This is a genomic window from Verrucomicrobiota bacterium (assembly GCA_039027815.1).
Lineage (GTDB): Bacteria > Verrucomicrobiota > Verrucomicrobiia > Verrucomicrobiales > JBCCJK01 > JBCCJK01.
In genome coordinates, this window is the sequence record JBCCJK010000022.1 from 26,107 (window position 1) to 44,594 (window position 18,488).

Genomic DNA, 18,488 nt, shown 5'->3' on the forward strand with positions numbered 1-18,488 from the left:
AACCGCGGCGCCGGGAGCTAGGCGCCCTCGGCCGCATCTCCCTGGCTGTCCGGGCTCGCTGGCGAACTTTCGGCTTCCTTTTCTTCGGGAGCGGCGGCTTCCTGAGACGTGGCTTCGGTGGGGGGCTCCGGGGCTTGGGAAAAGGCGGCCTCGATTTGTTCTTCCACGAAGAGGAATTGAGGGTGCTTGTGAAAAGATTTGGAGACGGCTTCCAGCTTGTCCGCGGCTAGCTGCGGGCTGCCAGCTGAGAGGGCGGCGAGGGCGGCGGAAAGTTGTTCGCTGGTTTGGGCCAGGCTTTCGCGATCGAGCGCTTTCAGGCGATCCGCCTCGTCGAGGATGGTTTCCTCGCTGTCTCCGAGCGATTTTTCATCCAAGTAATGGCTGGAGAGCCAGCGCGTTCCCGAGGCCTCTTCCCGCTCCAAGGTGGCCTCGAAGCGCGCCATTTCCTGGGCGATGGCGTCCTCTGTCCGAGAGCGCTCCGCCGGAGTCATGGCTTCCAATCCCTTTCTCTGTTCCTGCAATTTGAGCGGGAGCAGCTGGAGTTGTTGCTTGATCTCTCCCAAGAGGCCTCGGAGAGCGGGAGACAGGGAGCGGAGGGCTTCCCCGTAGCTCTGGGTGAGGAGGTATTCGCCTTCGAGGCGCTCATAAATTCGGAGCGCTTGCAGCCAACGCTTGGACTGGAGCGCCTCCTTCATCCCAGCGAGCAAGCGGCCGGCCGCGATCTCTTGCTGGTAGAGGGCGCGGCCTTTCGGACCGAACCAGATGCCATTGAAACGGATTTGTCCTTCCCGGGCCTTGCTAGCTTCAGCCCGGAGTTCGGAGGCGATTTCCTCGGCTTGGGCTTGCAGGTCGGTCCCGGTGGTCTCGGCCACGGCTGGCTCGACCACTTCCTGCAAGAGGCGGTCATATTGCTCGGCCGTGAGGAGGTCCTGGGTGGGAAGGAGGCTGTTCAGGCGGGAGAGGGCTTTCTTGGCCGGGCTGTCCCGATCGATGGAGGCGACCTCGGTTTTGGGGATGCGTTTTTCGGTCACGATGCCGGAGCCGATTTCCATCCGGAGCACGACGTAGGCTTCGGTGTCGGAGAGCACTTTGCCCTGGAAACTTTGGCCGTCTTTGGTCACGACGGTGTCGGCGAGAGCGGAGCCGAGGAGGCAGACCCAGGCGGTGGCCAGTGGGAGAAGAAGTCGATTCTTCATAGAGGTTTTTTTGGGGGGAAGGGGGTGGGGAGTTCGGGGTGCGCGAGGGGAGGAGTCTAGGTTGCTTCGGCAGTTCTGCCAAGCGGGAAAAGGGCTGGGGCGGGCCACTCCGTGAGGGCCTGGTAGCGACGGTAGGAGAAACAATTCGATTGAGCCGCCACGGGGTCGCGTGGATGCTGGGTGCCTTCCCCATGAAAATCCTCACCATCGCGAGTCAAAAGGGCGGCGTCGGCAAGACGACTTTGGCCGTGAATCTGGCCTACGCCTTCGCTCGCAAGCGTTGGCGGGTGACCTTGGTGGACATCGATCCCCAGGGTTCGGTGGCGCTCTCCCTCAGCCGCAAAGCCGCCAGCTGTCCCGGCTTTTACGAGGTGGTGGCAGGCCATTCCGAGGTGAAAGACGTTTTGCTGGAAACGCGCTTGGGCAATCTCCGGGTCCTGCCGGCGGGGCACTGTGATCCCGAGGAGGAGGCGGCCGAGGACGTCCCGAGCGAGGGCATGGGCGCGGTGCTGGAGAGCCTGAAGGAGCTCGGCCAGGAGTTAGTGATCCTGGATACCCCGGCGGGCACCTCGGGAGCGACGCGGGCGGCCCTGCTGCATTCCCACGGCATGCTGGCCCCGCAACAGGCCGAGCCGCTCGGTCTCCGCTCGGTCAGCCGTCTTTTGAAGGTGGTGAAGGCTTGTCGGGCGCAGGGCTCGGCGGTGCGCGCCCTCGGGGTGCTTCTCACCATGACCGGCCCGGAGGCGGCCACCCAGGAGGTGGTGAAAGAGATCCGCGAGATGCTGCCGGAGGGGCTGGTTTTCGGCGAGACGATTGAGCGGGACCCGATCTTTTTGGAAGCGAGTGCCGCGGGCACGCCGGTGGCGCTGGCGCGGAAGACGCCGCCGCCGCAAGCGGCTGTTTTTGAGCGATTGGCAGAAGAATTGGAAAAGCGACTCCACTTAAGCGAAGAAACTCCCTATGGAAGCGAAGGATTCACTACGCTCATGGACTGATCCAGAAGAGATCCGTCGGCTCGCCCAAGACGTGGCCCAAGTGGAACGAGCGGTGGCCGCTCTCCCGAAGGCCGCTCCTCTCGAGACGGAGGCGGCCTCGCCCGCCCCCACCGGCCACCAGGCGGAGGGGGTCCTGGCCACCCCGGCTCCGCCCGATCCGGAGGCCTTGGAGGCGCTGCGGCGTCGCTTGGCGGAAGTGCGCCAGTTGGCGGAACGCGGTGGGGTGGTGCCGCCCAGTGAGCCGGCCCTGCCAGAGGGGCCAGAGGGGGAGGACAGGAAGGAGGCGGAGGAACCGGAGTCAGGCGAAGTTTCAGTGGAGGAAGCCAGTCCGGAGGGTGGCGCGGTGGCGCCTTTCCAAGCAGGGGGGGAGGGCCATGCGGCGAAGCTGGAATCGCTCGGGCAGTGGATGATGGAGAGCTTTCCGGTGGAGGAGGGTTCGTTGTTGGATCGGGGTGGCTTGAGTGTCTGGCGGAGTGGCGAGGGTTCCGCCAGTCCGGAGGGGGTGCTGGCGAGTCGGCTGGCGCGACTCTGGGAAGATCCCGGGGCCCCAGAGCTCCCGCCCGCCCTCGCGGCAGTCTTGCCGGATGGGCGGTGCTTGACCCTGGTGGGATTGCCGGGGGTGAGCGCAGCTTGCGCGGCGCTGGTGGGGGAGCGGGTGCTGTCCGCGGAGGCCTGTCGGTCCGTGGGGGACGCCTTGCAGCGGGTCTTGGGGTAATACCAAGCTCCAGAATTCACAGGTAGAATGGAGGGAAGGAGGTGTGGGGAAGAGGCGCTGAAGCGCGGGGAAGGGAGAGCCGGTGTCTTTCGGGCCAGCGCTGCGTTGCTCCTCGGTTACGGTGCCTGCACCGCGCCCTCGTCGCGCCTTGGTCTGGCCCGAAATCCACTCGGCCATTCTACCAGCCAATTCTGCAGCTTGGTATTAGGGAGCCTCAGGTGACGCGGTTGAGGTAGACGAGGCGCACGAAGGCGAGGAGGAGCGAGAGGGTGGGAAAGAGGAGGAGGGCCAGGGTGTTGGCGGTCCGGGTCGGGAGGACTTGGTCGAAGTAGGTTTTCTCGCGTCCGAAGAAGACGTTGGGCTGCTGGTCGCGCGTGCGGTCGAGGCGCTCCATTTCCGCTTTGTCGAAGAGGTTGCCGACCTTTTCGTTGAGATACAATTCCTCGGCGCTGACGGTGGGGTCTCCTGGGGTTGCGCGGTAGTCGCCCGGCTGAAGCTGGCCCCGGGCCGCTCGCGGCAGGATGGTGGCCATTTTCTCATCGAGCGCTTGGGCGTCCCGAGCTTCCAAGCTGTAAAGGAGGACGCGGGCGTCTTTGTATTGGCGGAGTTGCTGGAGTTCCTCTTCGGTCATGTCGCCCAGGGGAATGGCGGTCAGGCGGTCGATTTCTCGGCTGACTTGGGCCAGTTGGCTCTGGAGGGGATTGGATTCCGCCTGCGTGAGGAGGAGGCCTTCGTAGGCCCAGCGTAGGGGCATGAATTCGCAGAGGAGGGGCACTTCCAGTTCGCTTGCGACGTCTTGGCTGCGGTGGCCGGTCCATTGGGTGAAGGAGGGGAGGGCTTGGAGGCTGCGGTTCATTTCCTCATACTTGATGAGGGCGCCCCCCAGGATGATTTGTGGGATGAGGACGAGGGGGATGATGTTGAGGGCGGTTTTGCCGTCTTTCACGATGGAGGAGACGAGGAGGCCAACGCCGATCCCGGCCAGGGCGGAGCCGCTCATCCAGAGGAGGTGCGGGCCGAGCATGCCGCGGATGCCGAGGATGGCGTTGCCGACCAAGAGGTAGATGAGGCATTGGAGGACGGCGAAGAGGGCGAGAACGGCGAATTTCGAGGCCAAGTAGTAGGAGAGCCGGGGGTGGTGATTGCGCTCCCGCAAGAGGATGGGGCGGTCTCGGATGATTTCGTCCGCGCTGTTGGTCATGCCGAGGAACATGGCCACCACGAGCGAGAGGAAGAGGTAGGTAGGGATGTGGAAGGCGTCCTGGAAGTTGTAAGTGTCCGCTTCGGAGTAGCGGAGGGCCCAGGCGATGAGGGCGGCCAGGAGGGGGGCTTCCAGGAGGGTGGTGATGAGGTTGCTGCGGTTGCGCAGTTTGGAGTGGAAGGAGCGCAGAAAGTGGGTGCGAAGGTGGACCACTTCGTCCCAGAGATGGAGGGCGGAGGGGCGGGGAAGGGCGTCCCGCTCGGGGCGACCGCTTTCGTCCCGAGCTTCGGTGCTTTTCTGGGCCTCTTGGGTGACTTCTCGGGCTTGGAAGCGGTCTCGCCAGGATTCGGGAGTGAAGCGACGGGCGGGGACGAGGTGGCCGCTTTCATCGCGGTCGTAAATGATATCGCCCCCGAGGTCGCGCAGCGGGTATTCGAGGACGTCGAAAATATTGTCCGGGAGGAAGGCGCTCCGCTCCGTGCCGCCGGATTCGAGGGCGAGGTTTTCTTCTTCGGCGGCCTGTTGGAAGTAGCCAAGCGCTTCCTCGGGCTGGCCGAAGAAGGCCATTTTGCCGCCTTTGTCCAAGACGAGGATTTTGTGGAACATCCGGAAGAGTTTCAGTCCCGGTTGGTGGAGGCTGACGAAGGTGATTTTGTTGTGCGAAATCCCGCTGATGATTTCGAGGACGTGCTCGGAGTCTTTCGAGCTGAGCCCGGAGGTCGCTTCGTCGAAGAGGTAGACGTCGGCCATGCCGATGAGGTCGAGGCCGATGTTGAGCCGTTTGCGCTCGCCCCCGGAGAGGCTTTTGCGGGCGGGGTCGCCTACGAGGCGGTCGCGTCGTTCGGCCAAGCCGAGTTCGGTCAGCTTGCCTTCGACACGGCGACGGCGTTCGCGACCCGGCTGGTGCGCAGCCCGGATGGCGGCGGCCGCTCGGAGATTTTCCTGCACCGTCAGAAGAGGGTCGAAGCTTTCCTCGTGGGGCATGAAGGCGATGTAGGGCGCCAGGTTCAGCCGGTGACGGTAGAGGCTGTAGCCATTCAGGAGGACTTTTCCGCTGGAGGGTTTGAGCTGTGCGGCGAGGACCCGCAGGAGGGTGCTTTTGCCGCAGCCGCTGGGGCCGATCACGCCGATCATTTCGCCGCGACGGACTGAGAAGGAGAGGCTGTCGAGGGCGGTTTCGCGGGCTTGGTAGCGATGGCTGAGTTCGCTGACTTCGAGGCGGCGGATGATATTGCGCTCCTCTTCGATCGTTTGGTCGCTGTAGTGGACGCGGAGGTAGTGGCCCTCTCCCAAGACGATGGTATCTCCATCCGCGAGATCGGTCCGGAAGCGGATGGCTTGCCCTTCGAGGTAGAGCGGGCGGGGCGATTGCAGGATGGAGAGGGTGCCTTTTTTCTCCTGGTAGTTGCAGGTGATGCGCAGGAGGAGATCGCCTCCGAAGTCGGGCGAAAGGAGGATGTCCCCCGGTTCCAAGAGGGAGGGATTGTTGGAGACGAGGTATTCCGCCTTACTGGCTTTGAGGGGAAAGCGGCCGCCTAGTTCGCGACCGCGACGACGGAGGTCGCCCAGCGGGACTTCTGTTTGGTCGGCGAAGCGCAACTTGTCTTCGAGCGAGGCGGGCAAGCGTTGGCCGGGCTGGAGTTTTTGCTGGTTGAGCCGAATGGAGGTGGGCCGAAGAACGCGGAGAGTGACGTCGAGCCCGAAAGTGAGTTCCAATTCGGAGGTCTTGCTCCGGGTCTTGGCCACGAAGTGGCCGTTCGCACTGTAAGAGAGGTAGATGCGGGTGGAGGCCACGCCCTTGGCGGCGTTGAAGTAGAAGTCGAGGTCCCCGTAGGTCATAACGGTGTCGCCCAAGAGCGCGCGCTGGCCTTCATAGATGCGGCCGAAGGCACCGGGCCTCAGCTCGCGACCCTGAGCGATGACGGTTTTTTCCCCAGTATTCTTGAGGATGACGAGGTTGTGGACCCGAAAGGCGGTCAGCTCCTCGTCTTTTTCGAGAGAGGGCAATTCGACGTCCGCCCCTCCGCAGCAGGCGATTCGGAGGGTTTGCAGTTGGGTGCTGTCCGAGCTGGGGTCGAGGGAAGGAAGCTCGCAGGCTTCCGCTTCCGGGTCCCGATTGAGTTGGTAGACGAGGTCGATGGCTTCCCGGGCCACCTCGAGTTCGGTCATGAAGTGATAAAATAGCTCCAACTGCTGGTCCTGACCCGAGCGGGCCAGGAGAATATAGAGCTGAAGACCCAGGTGGACTTTCTCATCCGTGGTGAGCTGCCCAGCCAGCTGGCGCGCAATTCGGGTGGGACGCTGGGGCTCGCGGAGCGCTGACTTGAATTCCTCGCGCAGTTCCGAGTAGACTGCCTTGGGGTAATCGTAGCGGAGGAAACCCAGGATGGAGTCGATCTCGCGTTGCTCTAAGACCCCATCGGCTTGGGTGAAGCCAGCAAATACTTTGATGAGCAGGGAGAGCCGCTCCCGACTCGAGATCTTTCGCCGACGCACGAAGCGGCTGAGGCGTCCGCGCCAGGCTTGGGAGCCCTGAGCCCGCGTCTCGTCTCTCTGGGGCGTGGCGTCTTCGAGACCGCGCGGGCGGGCATCGGACTGGGGCGGGGCGCTCATTTCGGAAACAGCTGATAGGGCCAATACCCTTCTCCGCCAAGCGAAGGCGATGAGGATCGGGCTTTTTCGCAGAAACGTAGAAACACTGCGCGGGAGGAAGGCTTTCGGAAGAATTTAGTTCGCCAATTGTCGAATCACCAGCGGTCGTTGGCTGTCTGCCCAAAAAGTGCTAGTTTTTTAAAAATATGCGAGGATCGATCTTGGGTCGGTCTCTTCGGTTTTCTTATTTCTTATGTCTCAAGATCCTTCTTCCTCCGGCGGCCCGTCCCAGCAGAAGTCGCCCCCAGAATCTGGCGGCTTCAACTGGCGCGGTCTCGTCCTCATTTCGGTAGCCCTTTTGCTGATCGTGCTGGCTTTCACGACCCGCGGCAACGACCGCAACATCGAGTCGGTTTCCTACCCGAAATTCCGTGAAATCTGGGCCAGCTCGCAGCTCGTCATCGATGAGGAGAATCCGCTCAAGATCGTGCGAGAGGAGGGTCGGACCCGCGAATACATCGAAGGCACCTACCTCACCACCAAGGAGGGAAAGGAGGTCAAACAAGCCTTCCGCACCGTCATCAACGTCACGATGGAGGGGGAGGAGCTGCGGGCCCTCCTCGAAGCAGGCCTGCCGCTGAGCGATGGCACCACGACGGGGCCAATCGTTCCCGATTACGAATACAATGAGCAGAGCCTCTGGAGTGCCGCTCTTTTGAGCCTGTTGCCCGTCCTTTTGATTGTCTTGATCATTTTCTTCCTGATCAGGCAGCAGATGAAGACCGCAGGTCGCGGAGCCATGAACTTCGGCAAGAGCAAGGCCAAGCTCCTCACAATGGACCGCAACAAGGTGACCTTCAAAAACGTGGCTGGGGTGGAAGAGGCCAAGGAAGAGGTCTGGGAGCTGGTGGAGTATCTCCGCGACCCCAAGAAATTCCAACGACTGGGCGGAAAGATTCCCAAGGGCGTGCTTTTGGTAGGCCCTCCCGGCACGGGCAAAACCCTTTTGGCCAAGGCCATCGCGGGCGAGGCCGATGTCCCTTTCTTCAGCATCAGTGGTTCGGATTTTGTGGAGATGTTCGTGGGAGTGGGGGCCAGCCGGGTCCGCGATATGTTCGAACAGGGGAAGAAGAATGCGCCCTGCTTGATTTTTGTAGATGAGATCGATGCGGTGGGTCGCCACCGAGGGCACGGCATGGGAGGCGGGCACGATGAACGGGAGCAAACGCTCAATGCCTTGCTGGTGGAGATGGATGGGTTCGATACCCAGGAAGGGGTCATCATCATCGCGGCCACCAACCGCCCCGACGTCCTCGATCCGGCGCTCTTGCGGCCTGGTCGCTTTGATCGCCAAGTGACCGTCAATCTTCCTGATGTGAAGGGACGCGAGGAGATTCTCCGAGTGCATTCCAAGAAGGTGAAAATTTCGGCGAATGTCGATCTGGGGGTGGTCGCTCGCGGCACCCCCGGGTATTCCGGAGCGGAGTTGGCGAACGTCATCAACGAGGCAGCGCTTTTGGCTGCACGCAAAGGCCTGAAGGGAATCGGCTTGGCTGAGTTGGAAGAAGCGCGCGACAAGGTGCGGTGGGGTCGCGAGCGACGCAGCCTGGCCCTGAGCGAGAAAGAGAAAGAAAACACCGCCTTCCACGAGGCCGGGCACGCTCTTTTGAACGTCCTGCTCGAGAACACCGACCCTCTTCACAAGGTCACCATCATTCCACGGGGTCCGGCTCTCGGCATGGCCATGTCTCTGCCCTTGGAGGACAAGTTCAGCCAACGCCGCTACGAGCTTTTGGATGAGTTGGTCATGATCATGGGCGGAAGGGTGGCCGAGGAGTTGGTCTTTGGAAACTACACTACGGGGGCCTCCGGCGACATCCGCATGGCCACTTCCATCGCCAAGCGCATGGTCTGCGAATGGGGAATGAGTTCCGAACTCGGGATGGTCGAGTATGGCGAGAACAGCGAAAATGTGTTCCTGGCTCGCGATATGGGGCGCTCCAAGAACTACAGCGAGAGCACCGCGGAAAAAATCGATTCCGAGGTCAAGCGCTTCATCGACGATGCCTACGCCAAGGCGCAGCAGATGATCGGTGAAAATCGGGACGCGCTCGAAAAAATCGCCCGCGCCCTGTTGGAATTCGAGACCCTGGATGGGCGGCACATTGCTGAAATCATCGAGTATGGAGAGATGAAGAATCCTCCCACGCCGCCGACCCCTCCTCAACTGCCGACGGAAGAGGCCAAGGTCGAGCCGAAAGAAGAGGGCAAACCGGACGAAGAGGGCCCCCTTCCGGGCGGACTGGCCGGGGCGCCCGCTTGATCAGGTTCCGCTTGCAGCATGCCAGAGCTACGAGCCGGGGGGCGGGCTTCAAGGAGCTGCCCCCGGGTGGAGCTCCCTCTTTTGCGAAGTAGGCCCTTCTGCCTGGGCGGAAAAAGGGGGGGTGGTGGCCACTCCTAGCAAGTCCGGTTTGACGCTCTAGGCCCACGCGGCATAGTGTCGCCACTCTGGCCGGAGGGCCTCAAGCAAACACCAGAAATACCACAAGAATCATGGCAAAAATCGCAATCAACGGCTTCGGACGCATCGGTCGCCTCGTTTTCCGCGCGCTCGTCGAGCAAGGTTTGCTCGGGGACGAGCTAGAAGTCGTGGCAGTGAACGATCTCGTCTCAGCCGACAATCTCGCCTACTTGGTGAAATACGATTCCATCCAAGGCCGCTTCCACGGAACCGTGGAAGCTCCCGATGACGACACGCTGATTGTGAACGGGCACACCATCAAGTCGCTCTCCGTTCGAGAAGGCCCGGGAGCCATGCCTTGGAAGGAAATGGGCGTGGACATTGTGATCGAGTCGACCGGGCTGTTCACAAGCGACGAAGCAGCCAAGGGCCACCTCGATGCGGGGGCCAAGAAAGTCATCATTTCCGCACCGGGGAAAGGCGATGGCGTCAAGACGGTGGTCATCGGTGTGAATGACCATGAATTGACGGCCGACCACGACATCATTTCGAACGCCTCCTGCACCACCAACTGCCTGGCCCCTATGACCAAGGTGGTTTTGGATGAATACGGTATCGTGGAAGGTCTCATGACCACGGTGCACAGCTACACCGCGACCCAGAAGACGGTCGACGGAGCCAGCCGCAAGGATTGGAAGGGCGGACGTTCCGCAGCCATCAATATCATTCCAAGCACCACAGGGGCGGCCAAAGCGGTCGGTCTCGTGCTGCCCGAGGTGCAGGGCAAGCTGACGGGAATGGCCTTCCGCGTGCCGACGCCTACGGTTTCGGTGGTCGACCTGACGGTGAAGACCGAGAAGGAAACTTCTTACGAAGCCATCTGCGCCAAGATGAAGGAGGCCTCCACGGGCAGCCTGCAAGGGGTGCTCGGCTACACGGAAGACGAAGTGGTCTCGAGTGACTTCATCCACGATCCGCTTTCCTCGATCTTCGACGCTGGTTCGGGGGTCGGCTTGAGTTCGACCTTCTTCAAGCTTGTCAGTTGGTATGACAATGAATGGGGTTACTCGAACCGCTGTGTCGAGCTGACCCGGAAAGTAGTCGGCCTTCTCTGACCGAATGTGAGTTTCAACTGCGCCCCCGGCTTGCTGCTTCGTCGCACCGGGGGCGCCTTCTTTTCCTATGGCCAAGCTCAACGTTCAAGACCTCGACGTCACCGGCAAACGCGTCCTGGTGCGGGTGGATTTCAATGTCCCCCTCCAGGACGGTCTCATCACGGATGACACCCGCATCCAAGCGGCCTTGCCCACGATTGAGGAACTTTCTCACAAGGGGGCGAAAGTCATTTTGATGTCGCACCTGGGTCGACCCAAAGGCCAGCCCAACCCGGAATTCTCCCTCCGCCCCGCCGCCGAACGCTTGAGCGAATTGCTGGGCAAGCCGGTGGCTTTTGCGAAGGACACCATCGGAGAGAGCGCCCAGAGCACGGTTGAGGCCTTGGAGAATGGGCAAGTCGCCCTGCTGGAGAATGTTCGTTTTCACTCCGAGGAAACGGAGAACGAAGAGGGGTTCGCCCAGGCGCTGGCCCGCTTGGGAGAAGTCTATGTCAATGACGCTTTCGGCACGGCCCACCGAGCGCACGCCTCCACGGCGGGGGTGTGTGCCTCGATCGAGCTCTGCGCGGCCGGCTACCTCTTGCAGAAAGAACTCCAGTATCTCCAGGGAGAGCTGGAGGAGCCGGATCGCCCCTTTTTGGTGATTCTCGGGGGAGCGAAAGTCTCAGACAAAATCGAAGTCATCAAGGCCCTCCTCGACAAGGCCAACGCCATCATCATCGGCGGTGCCATGGCCAATACGTTTCGCCACGCGCAAGGCTATCAGATGGGCAAGAGCCTCAAGGAGGACGACAAGGCGGATCTGGCGATTGAGCTGCTCAAGTCAGCGGAATCCAAGGGAGTGCAGATGCTTCTGCCGATCGATACGCGGATCACCCAGGAATTCAAAGAGGGGGCCGAAACCAAGGTGACCGAACCCTTCGGGCAAGGGGGGGAGGTCCCGGCTGATTGGGAAGGCATCGACATTGGGGACAAGGCGATCGAGAACTTTCGAGCGGTCATCCAGGGCGCTGGCACCATCGTGTGGAATGGGCCGATGGGGGTCTTCGAAATCGAAGCCTTCTCCAAAGGCACTCGGGAGGTGGCTCGCGCCATCGCCGAGAGCCGTGCCATCACCATCGTGGGTGGGGGTGATTCGGTGACCGCCGTCAAAAAGTTTGGCTACGCGGAGCAAATGACCTTCATTTCCACGGGTGGGGGAGCTTCGCTGGAACTGCTGGAAGGCAAGACCCTCCCTGGAGTGGCGGCTTTGACCGACGCCTGAGCCCTAAGATTCTTCCCTCAACCCTGACCCAAAATGCCCCGCCGACCCATCGTTGCCGCCAACTGGAAAATGCACATGACGCAAACTGAAACGGAGGAATTCCTTCGTCCTTTCCTGCGTTACTTCACGGAAAAGTCCGCCGCGGACGTGGTGCTCTGTCCCACCTTCACTTCGCTCACCACGGCCCAGACCTTTCTCAAGGAGTCCCCTGCGGTGGAGTTGGGCGCGCAAAATATGTCGGCCGAGCCCGCCGGCGCGCACACCGGAGAGATCAGCGCCCGCATGCTCTTGGAGTGTGGGGTGAAGTATGTCATTCTCGGGCATAGCGAACGCCGCTCCCTCTACGGAGAGGACGATGCGCTCATCAACAAGAAGGTGCTGGCGGCCCACGAGGCCAAGCTGATGCCGATTTTCTGTGTCGGCGAGACGCTTGAGGAAAGGGACGCGGACCAGATCGAAGCCGTGCTCCGCGGGCAACTGGAGGCGGGCTTGGCCGGACTGGGACCGCGCCGCATGGTCAATACCGTGATCGCCTACGAGCCGGTTTGGGCGATCGGCACCGGGCGCACCGCGACCCCGGAGCAGGCCCAGGAAGCCCACGCTTTCGTTCGCCAAGTGCTAGGCGAGATCTTCGATGAAGACACCGCGAGCAAGGTGCGCATCCAGTATGGCGGCAGCATGAAGCCCAACAACGCGGCCAAACTCCTCAGCCAGCCGGACGTGGACGGTGGCCTGGTAGGGGGAGCCAGTCTAGAAGCACCGAGTTTCCAGGAAATCGTGCGGGCTGCCGTGGAACAGGCGAAGGGCGAGGCTTCGTCCCAGCCGACCGGATGAGGCGGCTCTCCCAGCGGACCGGGCCGTTTGGTCTCCGCTCACCAAAGCGGGATGTCTTGGCCCGGCTCCGGCAAGAGCACTTCGCACGCTGGCATGTCCGCGCTTAGGGTCTGCTGGAACCATTCGCTGGCCTGGCGGTCGCCGTGAACCAGGAAGATCTTTTTTGGCTGTAGCTGATTGGCATAAGCGCGCAAGGCCTCGCGGTCGGCGTGGCCGCTGAAGTCAAAGCGCTCTACTTGGCACTCGAGAGGCACCGTTCTCTGCCGGGGATCGAGTTCGATTTGCTCGCCCGGTTGGGCTGCCAGAATTTTTCCGGCTGGGGAGTCGGGGTCGGCGTAGCCCACGAAGAAGAGCCCGTTGCGGGAGTTGGGGAGGAAGTGGCGGGCGAAGCCGTTGGAGACGGTGTTTTCGGTCATCATGCCGCTGGAAAGAGCGTAGAGGCTCCCCGGGCTGTAGCGAATGGCCTTGCGGCGTTTGCGGGAGGCGACGGTGACCGACATCTGATCCAGGATGCGAAAGCCCGGGTAGTGCCGGGGCCAGCGGTGAGCGAACTTGTCGTAAATGGTGGTCATCTTGGTGCTCAAGCCGCCGATGTGAATGGGCGCATTGCGGATTTTTCCGTCGATCTTGAGCTGATTGAGCGTCAGGAGGAGTTCTTGGGTTTTGCCGATCGCAAAGACGGGAATGAGGACGCCTCCCGCCCGGTCGAAGGTCGCTTCGATGCAGTCCGCCAGTCGTTCAATTTCACGGGCCCGCGAGAAGCCGGGCGGGCGAGGGGCGTCGCCTCGGGTCGTTTCCATGATGAGGACGTCGACGGGTTCTTGAGGGAAGTTGGCCCCTTGAAGAATGGTCTGGGAGTCGAAATTGACGTCGCCCGTGTAGAAGAGGCGCTTCCCTCCGTGCTCCAAAAGCACCCCGGCCGCGCCCAGAATGTGGCCGGCATCGTGGAAGCTGACCACCACCTCACTGCGATCGAGGTAAAACGCCTTTTCCAAACCATGGCCGCGGATGCCCGGAAAGAGGTCGTCCAGCTCGCCGTGGCTGAAGAAGGGATACTCGGTGATGTCCAGCTCCTCGCGTTTCGACATCATGACGTTGACCGAATTGTGCAGCATGGCCTCGGCCAGGGCCCGGCAGGGTTCTGTCATGTGGACTTCGGCCGCCGGGTGTTGCCGCATGAGCACCGGCAAGCTGCCCACGTGATCGAGGTGAGAGTGGGTCACGAGGATGGCGTCCAGGACCTCATCGCGAATGGTTTGGTGATGGGGGAGCGATTCGCGAGCTTCCCGCTTTGGATGCATCCCGCTATCCAGCACCAACTTGGTTCCCCCCACTTCCAGGTAGTAGGAGTTGGCACCGATTTCGTTGGCGCAGGTCAGGTTGCGAAAGAAGTGGGTCATGCCGAGCGGAGAGGGCGGAGCCTCGGGGCAAGAAACGGAAGGGTCAAGAGGCTTAGACCGGGGACCAGGAGCGGCAAGGCGGTCTGGGATTCGCCCAGAAAGACAAAGACGACCAGAAGATAGGTCGCCCCTGCCATGAGCGTGAAGAGCCACCGGTCTGCTTGGCTGCGGGGAAGACAGGCCCAGAGTAATAGAAAGGCCAAGAAGGGAGGAGCGAGGTTCCCGAGCAGGCCCGCCCGGGCCAGGGAGAGGGTTTCTTTCGATTGGATTTCCCGCAGGATGAATTGGGCCAGATGGGCATGGGCCGCCGCCAGGGAAAGTCGGCCTCGAGGGCCGTCCAGAGAACGGTCGGCTTCTTGATCGCTCCCCGCGACGACTAGGGAGTAGTCTTCGAGAGGCCGCGCTAGGTCGGCCAGGCCGCTCGCTAGATCGGAGGCTGTCACGCGATCCAGCGAGAGGGCGTCCGCGTCCAGCAGCAGGCCGCCGTCGGCGCTCGCCGGGAGGAAGACCCCGGGCAATTGCCAGCCACTTTCTTTCCAATGGAGGTCTTGGGGGGACAGCTTCGAGGCGGAGAGGGCGGCGGCCAAGCCGGTCAAGAGGCAGGCCCGGTCCCGATGACGGACCGCGGTCGGCAGGCGCAGGCCTTCAGGGTGGGAGGCGTCGAAGAGGTCTGGCCAAAGGATGGCGAGGGGCTGCTTTTCCCAGAGGACGTCGGGGCTGGGCAGTTGGACCAAGCGATCGAGGCCAGGCAGTTGGCTGCCCTGCTCCGGGGGAAGGGGTGTGTGGGCCAGTCGCTCGCTTTGGAGCACGCTGAGAGAGGGGTCGAGGAGGCTCTCTCCCCGGGCGCTCCAGAAAACGGAGGGCGTGGCTTGCAGTTGGCGCAGCAGGACGCGGAGGTGGGTGGCCGGTTGCCCCTGCCAGTCTGGCAAGTCGATGAGCGCAATGGTGGCGGAGCCTGCTTGCCGAATGGGGGCCAGGACGGTGGCGAGATCGAGGGGCGAGGGCGGCCATTCCAAAAAGAGGTCTCGATCTTCTTCGGTAAAGGCCACCAGGAGAACGCGGGCTTGCTCGGCTTTGGCCGCGTGGGTGGCGACATACGAGAAATGGGTCGGAGTGGTGGAAGACGATTGGAATTGGGCTTGCTCGAATCCTGGAAGGGAGACGCCCCCGTTCAGAAACAGGCCCAGGAGAGGGCCCTCCAGCGCAGCGAGAGGGCCGCGCCCAAGCCAAGCGCTCAGACCGAGAGCGAGCGAGGCGAGAACGCCAAAAGCAAAAAAACGAAGTGGGGGCATGAAGAGGAGCCCCTTAACGCGAGTCCAGCAGACTCTGCAAGAGGCTGCTCGCGCCGAGGCGAAAACGATCGGCGTTCATCCATTTCTCCCCGAGAATCTCGTTCACCAGATCGAGGTAGGCCTGGCCCTCTTCCCGAGTGCGGACCCCGCCAGCCGCTTTGAAACCGACCGCTTGGCCGGTCTTTTGCGCGTGATCGCGGATGGCTTCCAGCATGGGCCGGGAGCCGCTCAGGCTAGCGCCGGAGGTGGACTTGCCGGTGGAGGTTTTCAGGAAATCGGCCCCTGCTTGCAGGGCCAGTTCGGAGGCGCGGCGGATGGTCTCGGAATCGCCCAGCTCGCAGATTTCCAAGATGATCTTGAGGTAGGCATCCCCGGCCGCTTCTCTCTGGAGTTTCAAGTCGGTCAGGGCGGCGGTCTCTTGGCCCGAGAGGAAGTTGGCTCGATTGAACACGATGTCGATCTCCTCGGCCCCCGCTGCCACGCAGTCCTCGATTTCCCGGGTCTTGGATAAGGGGCTGGAGAGACCATGGGGAAAGCCTCCCGCCACGACGACACTCTTGGGCGCTTTCCCTGCGAGCTGGCTGACGACGAGCGGCAGATGATGGGCGTAGACACAGACGCCGGCGCAGGCTGGAACGGAACCGTCCCCGGCCGGATCGGAGGCCCGTTTACAAAGAGCCTTGATGGTGGCGGGACCAGAGGTGGAGCTGAGATCGGTCAGGTCGAGGAATTCAAACATCGGGTGGGTGGAGCTTAGCTGTATTTCAAGAGATCGATGAGGAACTGTCGCCAAAGGTAAACCAGGCCGCGCCAGGAGTAGCGGAAGGTGGTTTCATCCGCCTTCACGATGAGGCCGTTTTGCAGATTGTAATCGGTTTGCTGGAGGATTTCTTTCTCCATCTCCTCGCGGAACTGCGTTTCATCGATCTCTCGGATCTTGGTGTCTCCCACTTGGTTTCGCGAAAGGTGCAGCTCGTGCCGGAGCAAGAGATCTTCAAAGGTCCGGATGTCGGTGGCGCGCTGGAGCTTGAGTGCGGGCGGGTGGGCCAAGGTGTAGCTGAAGGGGTAGTTCCAGGTGCGGAGGACCTGGCCATCGGTCGTGCGATTGCTGACGGAGAGAAAAAGAAAGGTCAGGCCATTTTGCTCGAGCGCGGCGATGGTGGCCTGCATGCGTTTTTCGGAGTGGTAGTAGATGCGAAAGAAGTGGCGCATGTCTTGCCAGTCCCATCCGAAGTCCGCCACAAAGCGAAAGTGGCTCTCCTCCACCTCGCCACTGAGGTGTTGCAAGGGTTCCGCGATTTCGGCCATGGGGGCTCGGCCCTCGCGAAAGCGTTTGTCCAGCGGGAGGCGAAGATGGCGGATGCGGGTCAGGATTTCATACCAAGGGAGACAAAACCACACCAAAGCGGCCAGCACTCCCAACCAGATCCCCACCAGAAAGTAGCCTGCGAGGAAGCTCCCGACCACCAAGCCCACCGCCCCCAATCTTCGCAAACGCGGTTCCGCGAAGGTCCGGCAGGCGAAGGCCAGGACAAAGATGCCGACCACGAGGAGGAAAGAGAACACGAGGCGGCCAGCCTACGGATGGCGGGGTCTCTTTCAACTCGCGAAGGGGCTTGCCGACTGGATTTTTCCGGGAAAGCCGGTATTCTCCCGGTTGCCATGACCTCCCCCAGCCAGCCCGTCACCCTCTATGACACCACCTTGCGCGATGGAACCCAGGGCGCTGATTTCAATCTCAGCAGCTTCGACAAAATCCGAATTGCTGAGCGGCTGGATGCCTTCGGCATCGATTACATCGAGGGCGGCTGGCCCGGTTCCAATCCCAAGGATGTGGCCTTCTTCGAAGAGGCCAAGAAACGCTCCTGGAAACACGCCAAGATGGCCGCCTTCGGCAGCACGAGACGAGCGGATCTGGCGGTCGAAGAGGACCCTCAAATCGCGACCCTGCTGGCAGCCGAGACGCCTGTGGTGACCTTTTTTGGCAAGAGCTGGGCCCTCCATGTGACGGAGGTTCTCCGAACGACGCCCGAAGAGAACCGCTCCATGATTGCCGACACCGCCCGCTTTTTCAAAGCGCATGGCAAGGAGGTCATCTATGATGCCGAGCATTTTTTTGATGGGTTCAAGGAGGATCCCGAGCACGCGCTGGCTACCCTCCTGGCAGCGGAAGCCGGCGGGGCCGATCTTTTGGTGCTCTGCGATACCAATGGGGGCACGCTCCCGGAGGAAGTTTCTCAAATTGCGGCCCAGGTCTCGGCCGCTTGCTCCCTTCCTTTCGGCATTCACACCCATGATGATTGCGGCTTGGGTGTGGCCAATGCGCTGGCTGCGGTGCGGGCGGGGGGGCGTCAGGTGCAGGGGACCATCAATGGCTACGGAGAACGCACCGGAAACTGCAATCTCACGAGCGTGATCCCCGCGCTGCAATTGAAGATGAACCATCCCGTGGTGCCGGATCTTTCCAAACTCCGGGAACTGAGCTTCTTCGTGGATGACACCGGCAACATGCCCCATGACGCGAGCGCGCCCTTCGTGGGCAAGAATTGCTTCACCCACAAAGGTGGGATGCACGTGAATGCGGTCCAGAAAATTCGCCGTAGTTACGAACACATCGCTCCCGAGGCCGTGGGGAACGAAACCCACATTTTGGTGAGTGACTTGGCCGGCCAGTCGAACATTCTCATGAAGTCCCGGGAGCTGGGACTGCCCTTGGAAAAGGGCAGCCCGGAGGCCAAGGCCGTGCTCAAGAAGGTCAAGGAGCGGGAGAATGAGGGGTATTCTTATGAGACCGCCAGCGGTTCTCTGGAGCTTTTGATTCGCAAGGAATTGGGGCTCTACCAAAAGCCCTGGGAGTTACGGGAGTACCACTGCAGCTTCCGGCGTTATGGCGATGGCCACTCGCCGGTTTGTGAGGCCACTGTAAAATTGCTTCATGGGGAGGAGCATGCCTACACCGTGGCCGAGGGGCACGGGGTGGTGAACGCCTTGGACAAGGCCCTGCGACAGGGCTTGCAGCGGTTTGTTCCCGAGATCGAGCGAGTCAGTTTGGCCGATTACAAGGTTCGGATCATCGATAGCACGAGCGCAACCGCCGCCAAGACGCGGGTCCTCATCGTGCACACCGACGGCTTGCGTGAATGGGGGACGGTGGGCGTGAGCGAGAGCATCATCGAGGCCAGTTGGATCGCGCTGACCGAAGGGCTCGATCTCTTTCTCCAAGGCAGAAAGAGCGCCTAATACCAAGCTCCAGAATTGACTGGAAGAATGGAGGGAAGGTGATGTGGGGAAGAGGCGCTGAAGCGCGTGGAAGGGAGAGCCGGTGTCTTTCGAGCCAGCCCTGCGTTGCTCCTCGGTTACGGTGCCTGCACCGCGCCCTCGTCGCGCCTTGGTCTGGCCCGAAATCCACTCGGCCATTCTACC

The 18,488-nt window shown here is 61.8% G+C and carries 13 protein-coding genes; 7 read left to right on the plus strand and 6 right to left on the minus strand.

Annotation, left to right across the window (positions count from 1 at the left end; all coding sequences use genetic code 11):
* Positions 1-17: 17 nt before the first annotated feature.
* On the minus strand, positions 18-1,196 hold the full coding sequence (locus AAF555_07545; GenBank protein MEM6911424.1) for a PTPDL family protein: 1,179 nt from the start codon (positions 1,194-1,196) through the stop codon (positions 18-20).
* Positions 1,197-1,387: 191 nt separating this feature from the next.
* On the opposite strand from AAF555_07545, the gene AAF555_07550 reads away from it, so the two are divergent.
* Both AAF555_07550 and AAF555_07555 read left to right on the plus strand, forming a co-directional pair.
* Entirely contained in the window at positions 1,388-2,191 is an 804-nt protein-coding gene (locus AAF555_07550; protein ID MEM6911425.1) for a ParA family protein, read from the plus strand.
* Positions 2,157-2,906, plus strand: coding sequence for a hypothetical protein (locus tag AAF555_07555; GenBank protein MEM6911426.1), 750 nt, complete (start codon positions 2,157-2,159; stop codon positions 2,904-2,906). The genes AAF555_07550 and AAF555_07555 overlap by 35 nt, the downstream gene beginning before the upstream one ends.
* A 214-nt stretch (positions 2,907-3,120) precedes the next feature.
* On the opposite strand, the gene AAF555_07560 is transcribed toward AAF555_07555, so the two are convergent.
* Complete coding sequence (locus tag AAF555_07560) at positions 3,121-6,720, minus strand: ATP-binding cassette domain-containing protein (protein MEM6911427.1); 3,600 nt, start codon at positions 6,718-6,720, stop codon at positions 3,121-3,123.
* Positions 6,721-6,952: 232 nt separating this feature from the next.
* Here AAF555_07560 and ftsH point away from each other — a divergent pair, with 232 nt between their 5' ends.
* The 4 genes from ftsH to tpiA all read left to right on the plus strand — a co-directional run bounded on the left by ftsH (position 6,953) and on the right by tpiA (position 12,373).
* Complete coding sequence (gene ftsH, locus AAF555_07565) at positions 6,953-9,022, plus strand: ATP-dependent zinc metalloprotease FtsH (GenBank protein MEM6911428.1); 2,070 nt, start codon at positions 6,953-6,955, stop codon at positions 9,020-9,022.
* Between the two features lie 227 nt (positions 9,023-9,249).
* Positions 9,250-10,275 (plus strand): type I glyceraldehyde-3-phosphate dehydrogenase, encoded by a 1,026-nt coding sequence (gene gap / locus AAF555_07570; GenBank protein MEM6911429.1) that lies wholly within the window; start codon positions 9,250-9,252, stop codon positions 10,273-10,275.
* Positions 10,276-10,342: 67 nt separating this feature from the next.
* Positions 10,343-11,539: a phosphoglycerate kinase gene (locus AAF555_07575; protein ID MEM6911430.1), complete on the plus strand. Its 1,197-nt coding sequence runs from the start codon at positions 10,343-10,345 to the stop codon at positions 11,537-11,539.
* A gap of 33 nt (positions 11,540-11,572) precedes the next feature.
* Positions 11,573-12,373, plus strand: coding sequence for a triose-phosphate isomerase (gene tpiA / locus AAF555_07580; GenBank protein ID MEM6911431.1), 801 nt, complete (start codon positions 11,573-11,575; stop codon positions 12,371-12,373).
* A gap of 38 nt (positions 12,374-12,411) precedes the next feature.
* On the opposite strand, the gene AAF555_07585 is transcribed toward tpiA, so the two are convergent.
* The 4 genes from AAF555_07585 to AAF555_07600 are packed head-to-tail and all read right to left on the minus strand — an operon-like array spanning position 12,412 to position 16,631.
* Positions 12,412-13,773 (minus strand): MBL fold metallo-hydrolase, encoded by a 1,362-nt coding sequence (locus AAF555_07585; protein ID MEM6911432.1) that lies wholly within the window; start codon positions 13,771-13,773, stop codon positions 12,412-12,414.
* Positions 13,770-15,065 (minus strand): hypothetical protein, encoded by a 1,296-nt coding sequence (locus AAF555_07590; protein MEM6911433.1) that lies wholly within the window; start codon positions 15,063-15,065, stop codon positions 13,770-13,772. Before AAF555_07590 ends, AAF555_07585 begins: the two co-directional genes overlap by 4 nt.
* Positions 15,066-15,078: 13 nt before the next feature.
* Positions 15,079-15,804, minus strand: coding sequence for a deoxyribose-phosphate aldolase (gene deoC / locus AAF555_07595; GenBank protein MEM6911434.1), 726 nt, complete (start codon positions 15,802-15,804; stop codon positions 15,079-15,081).
* Between the two features lie 14 nt (positions 15,805-15,818).
* A complete protein-coding gene (locus AAF555_07600; protein ID MEM6911435.1) occupies positions 15,819-16,631 on the minus strand; it encodes a hypothetical protein in 813 nt (270 codons plus the stop codon).
* A gap of 96 nt (positions 16,632-16,727) precedes the next feature.
* Here AAF555_07600 and cimA point away from each other — a divergent pair, with 96 nt between their 5' ends.
* Entirely contained in the window at positions 16,728-18,305 is a 1,578-nt protein-coding gene (gene cimA, locus AAF555_07605) for a citramalate synthase (GenBank protein MEM6911436.1), read from the plus strand.
* The last annotated feature ends 183 nt before the right edge of the window (positions 18,306-18,488 follow it).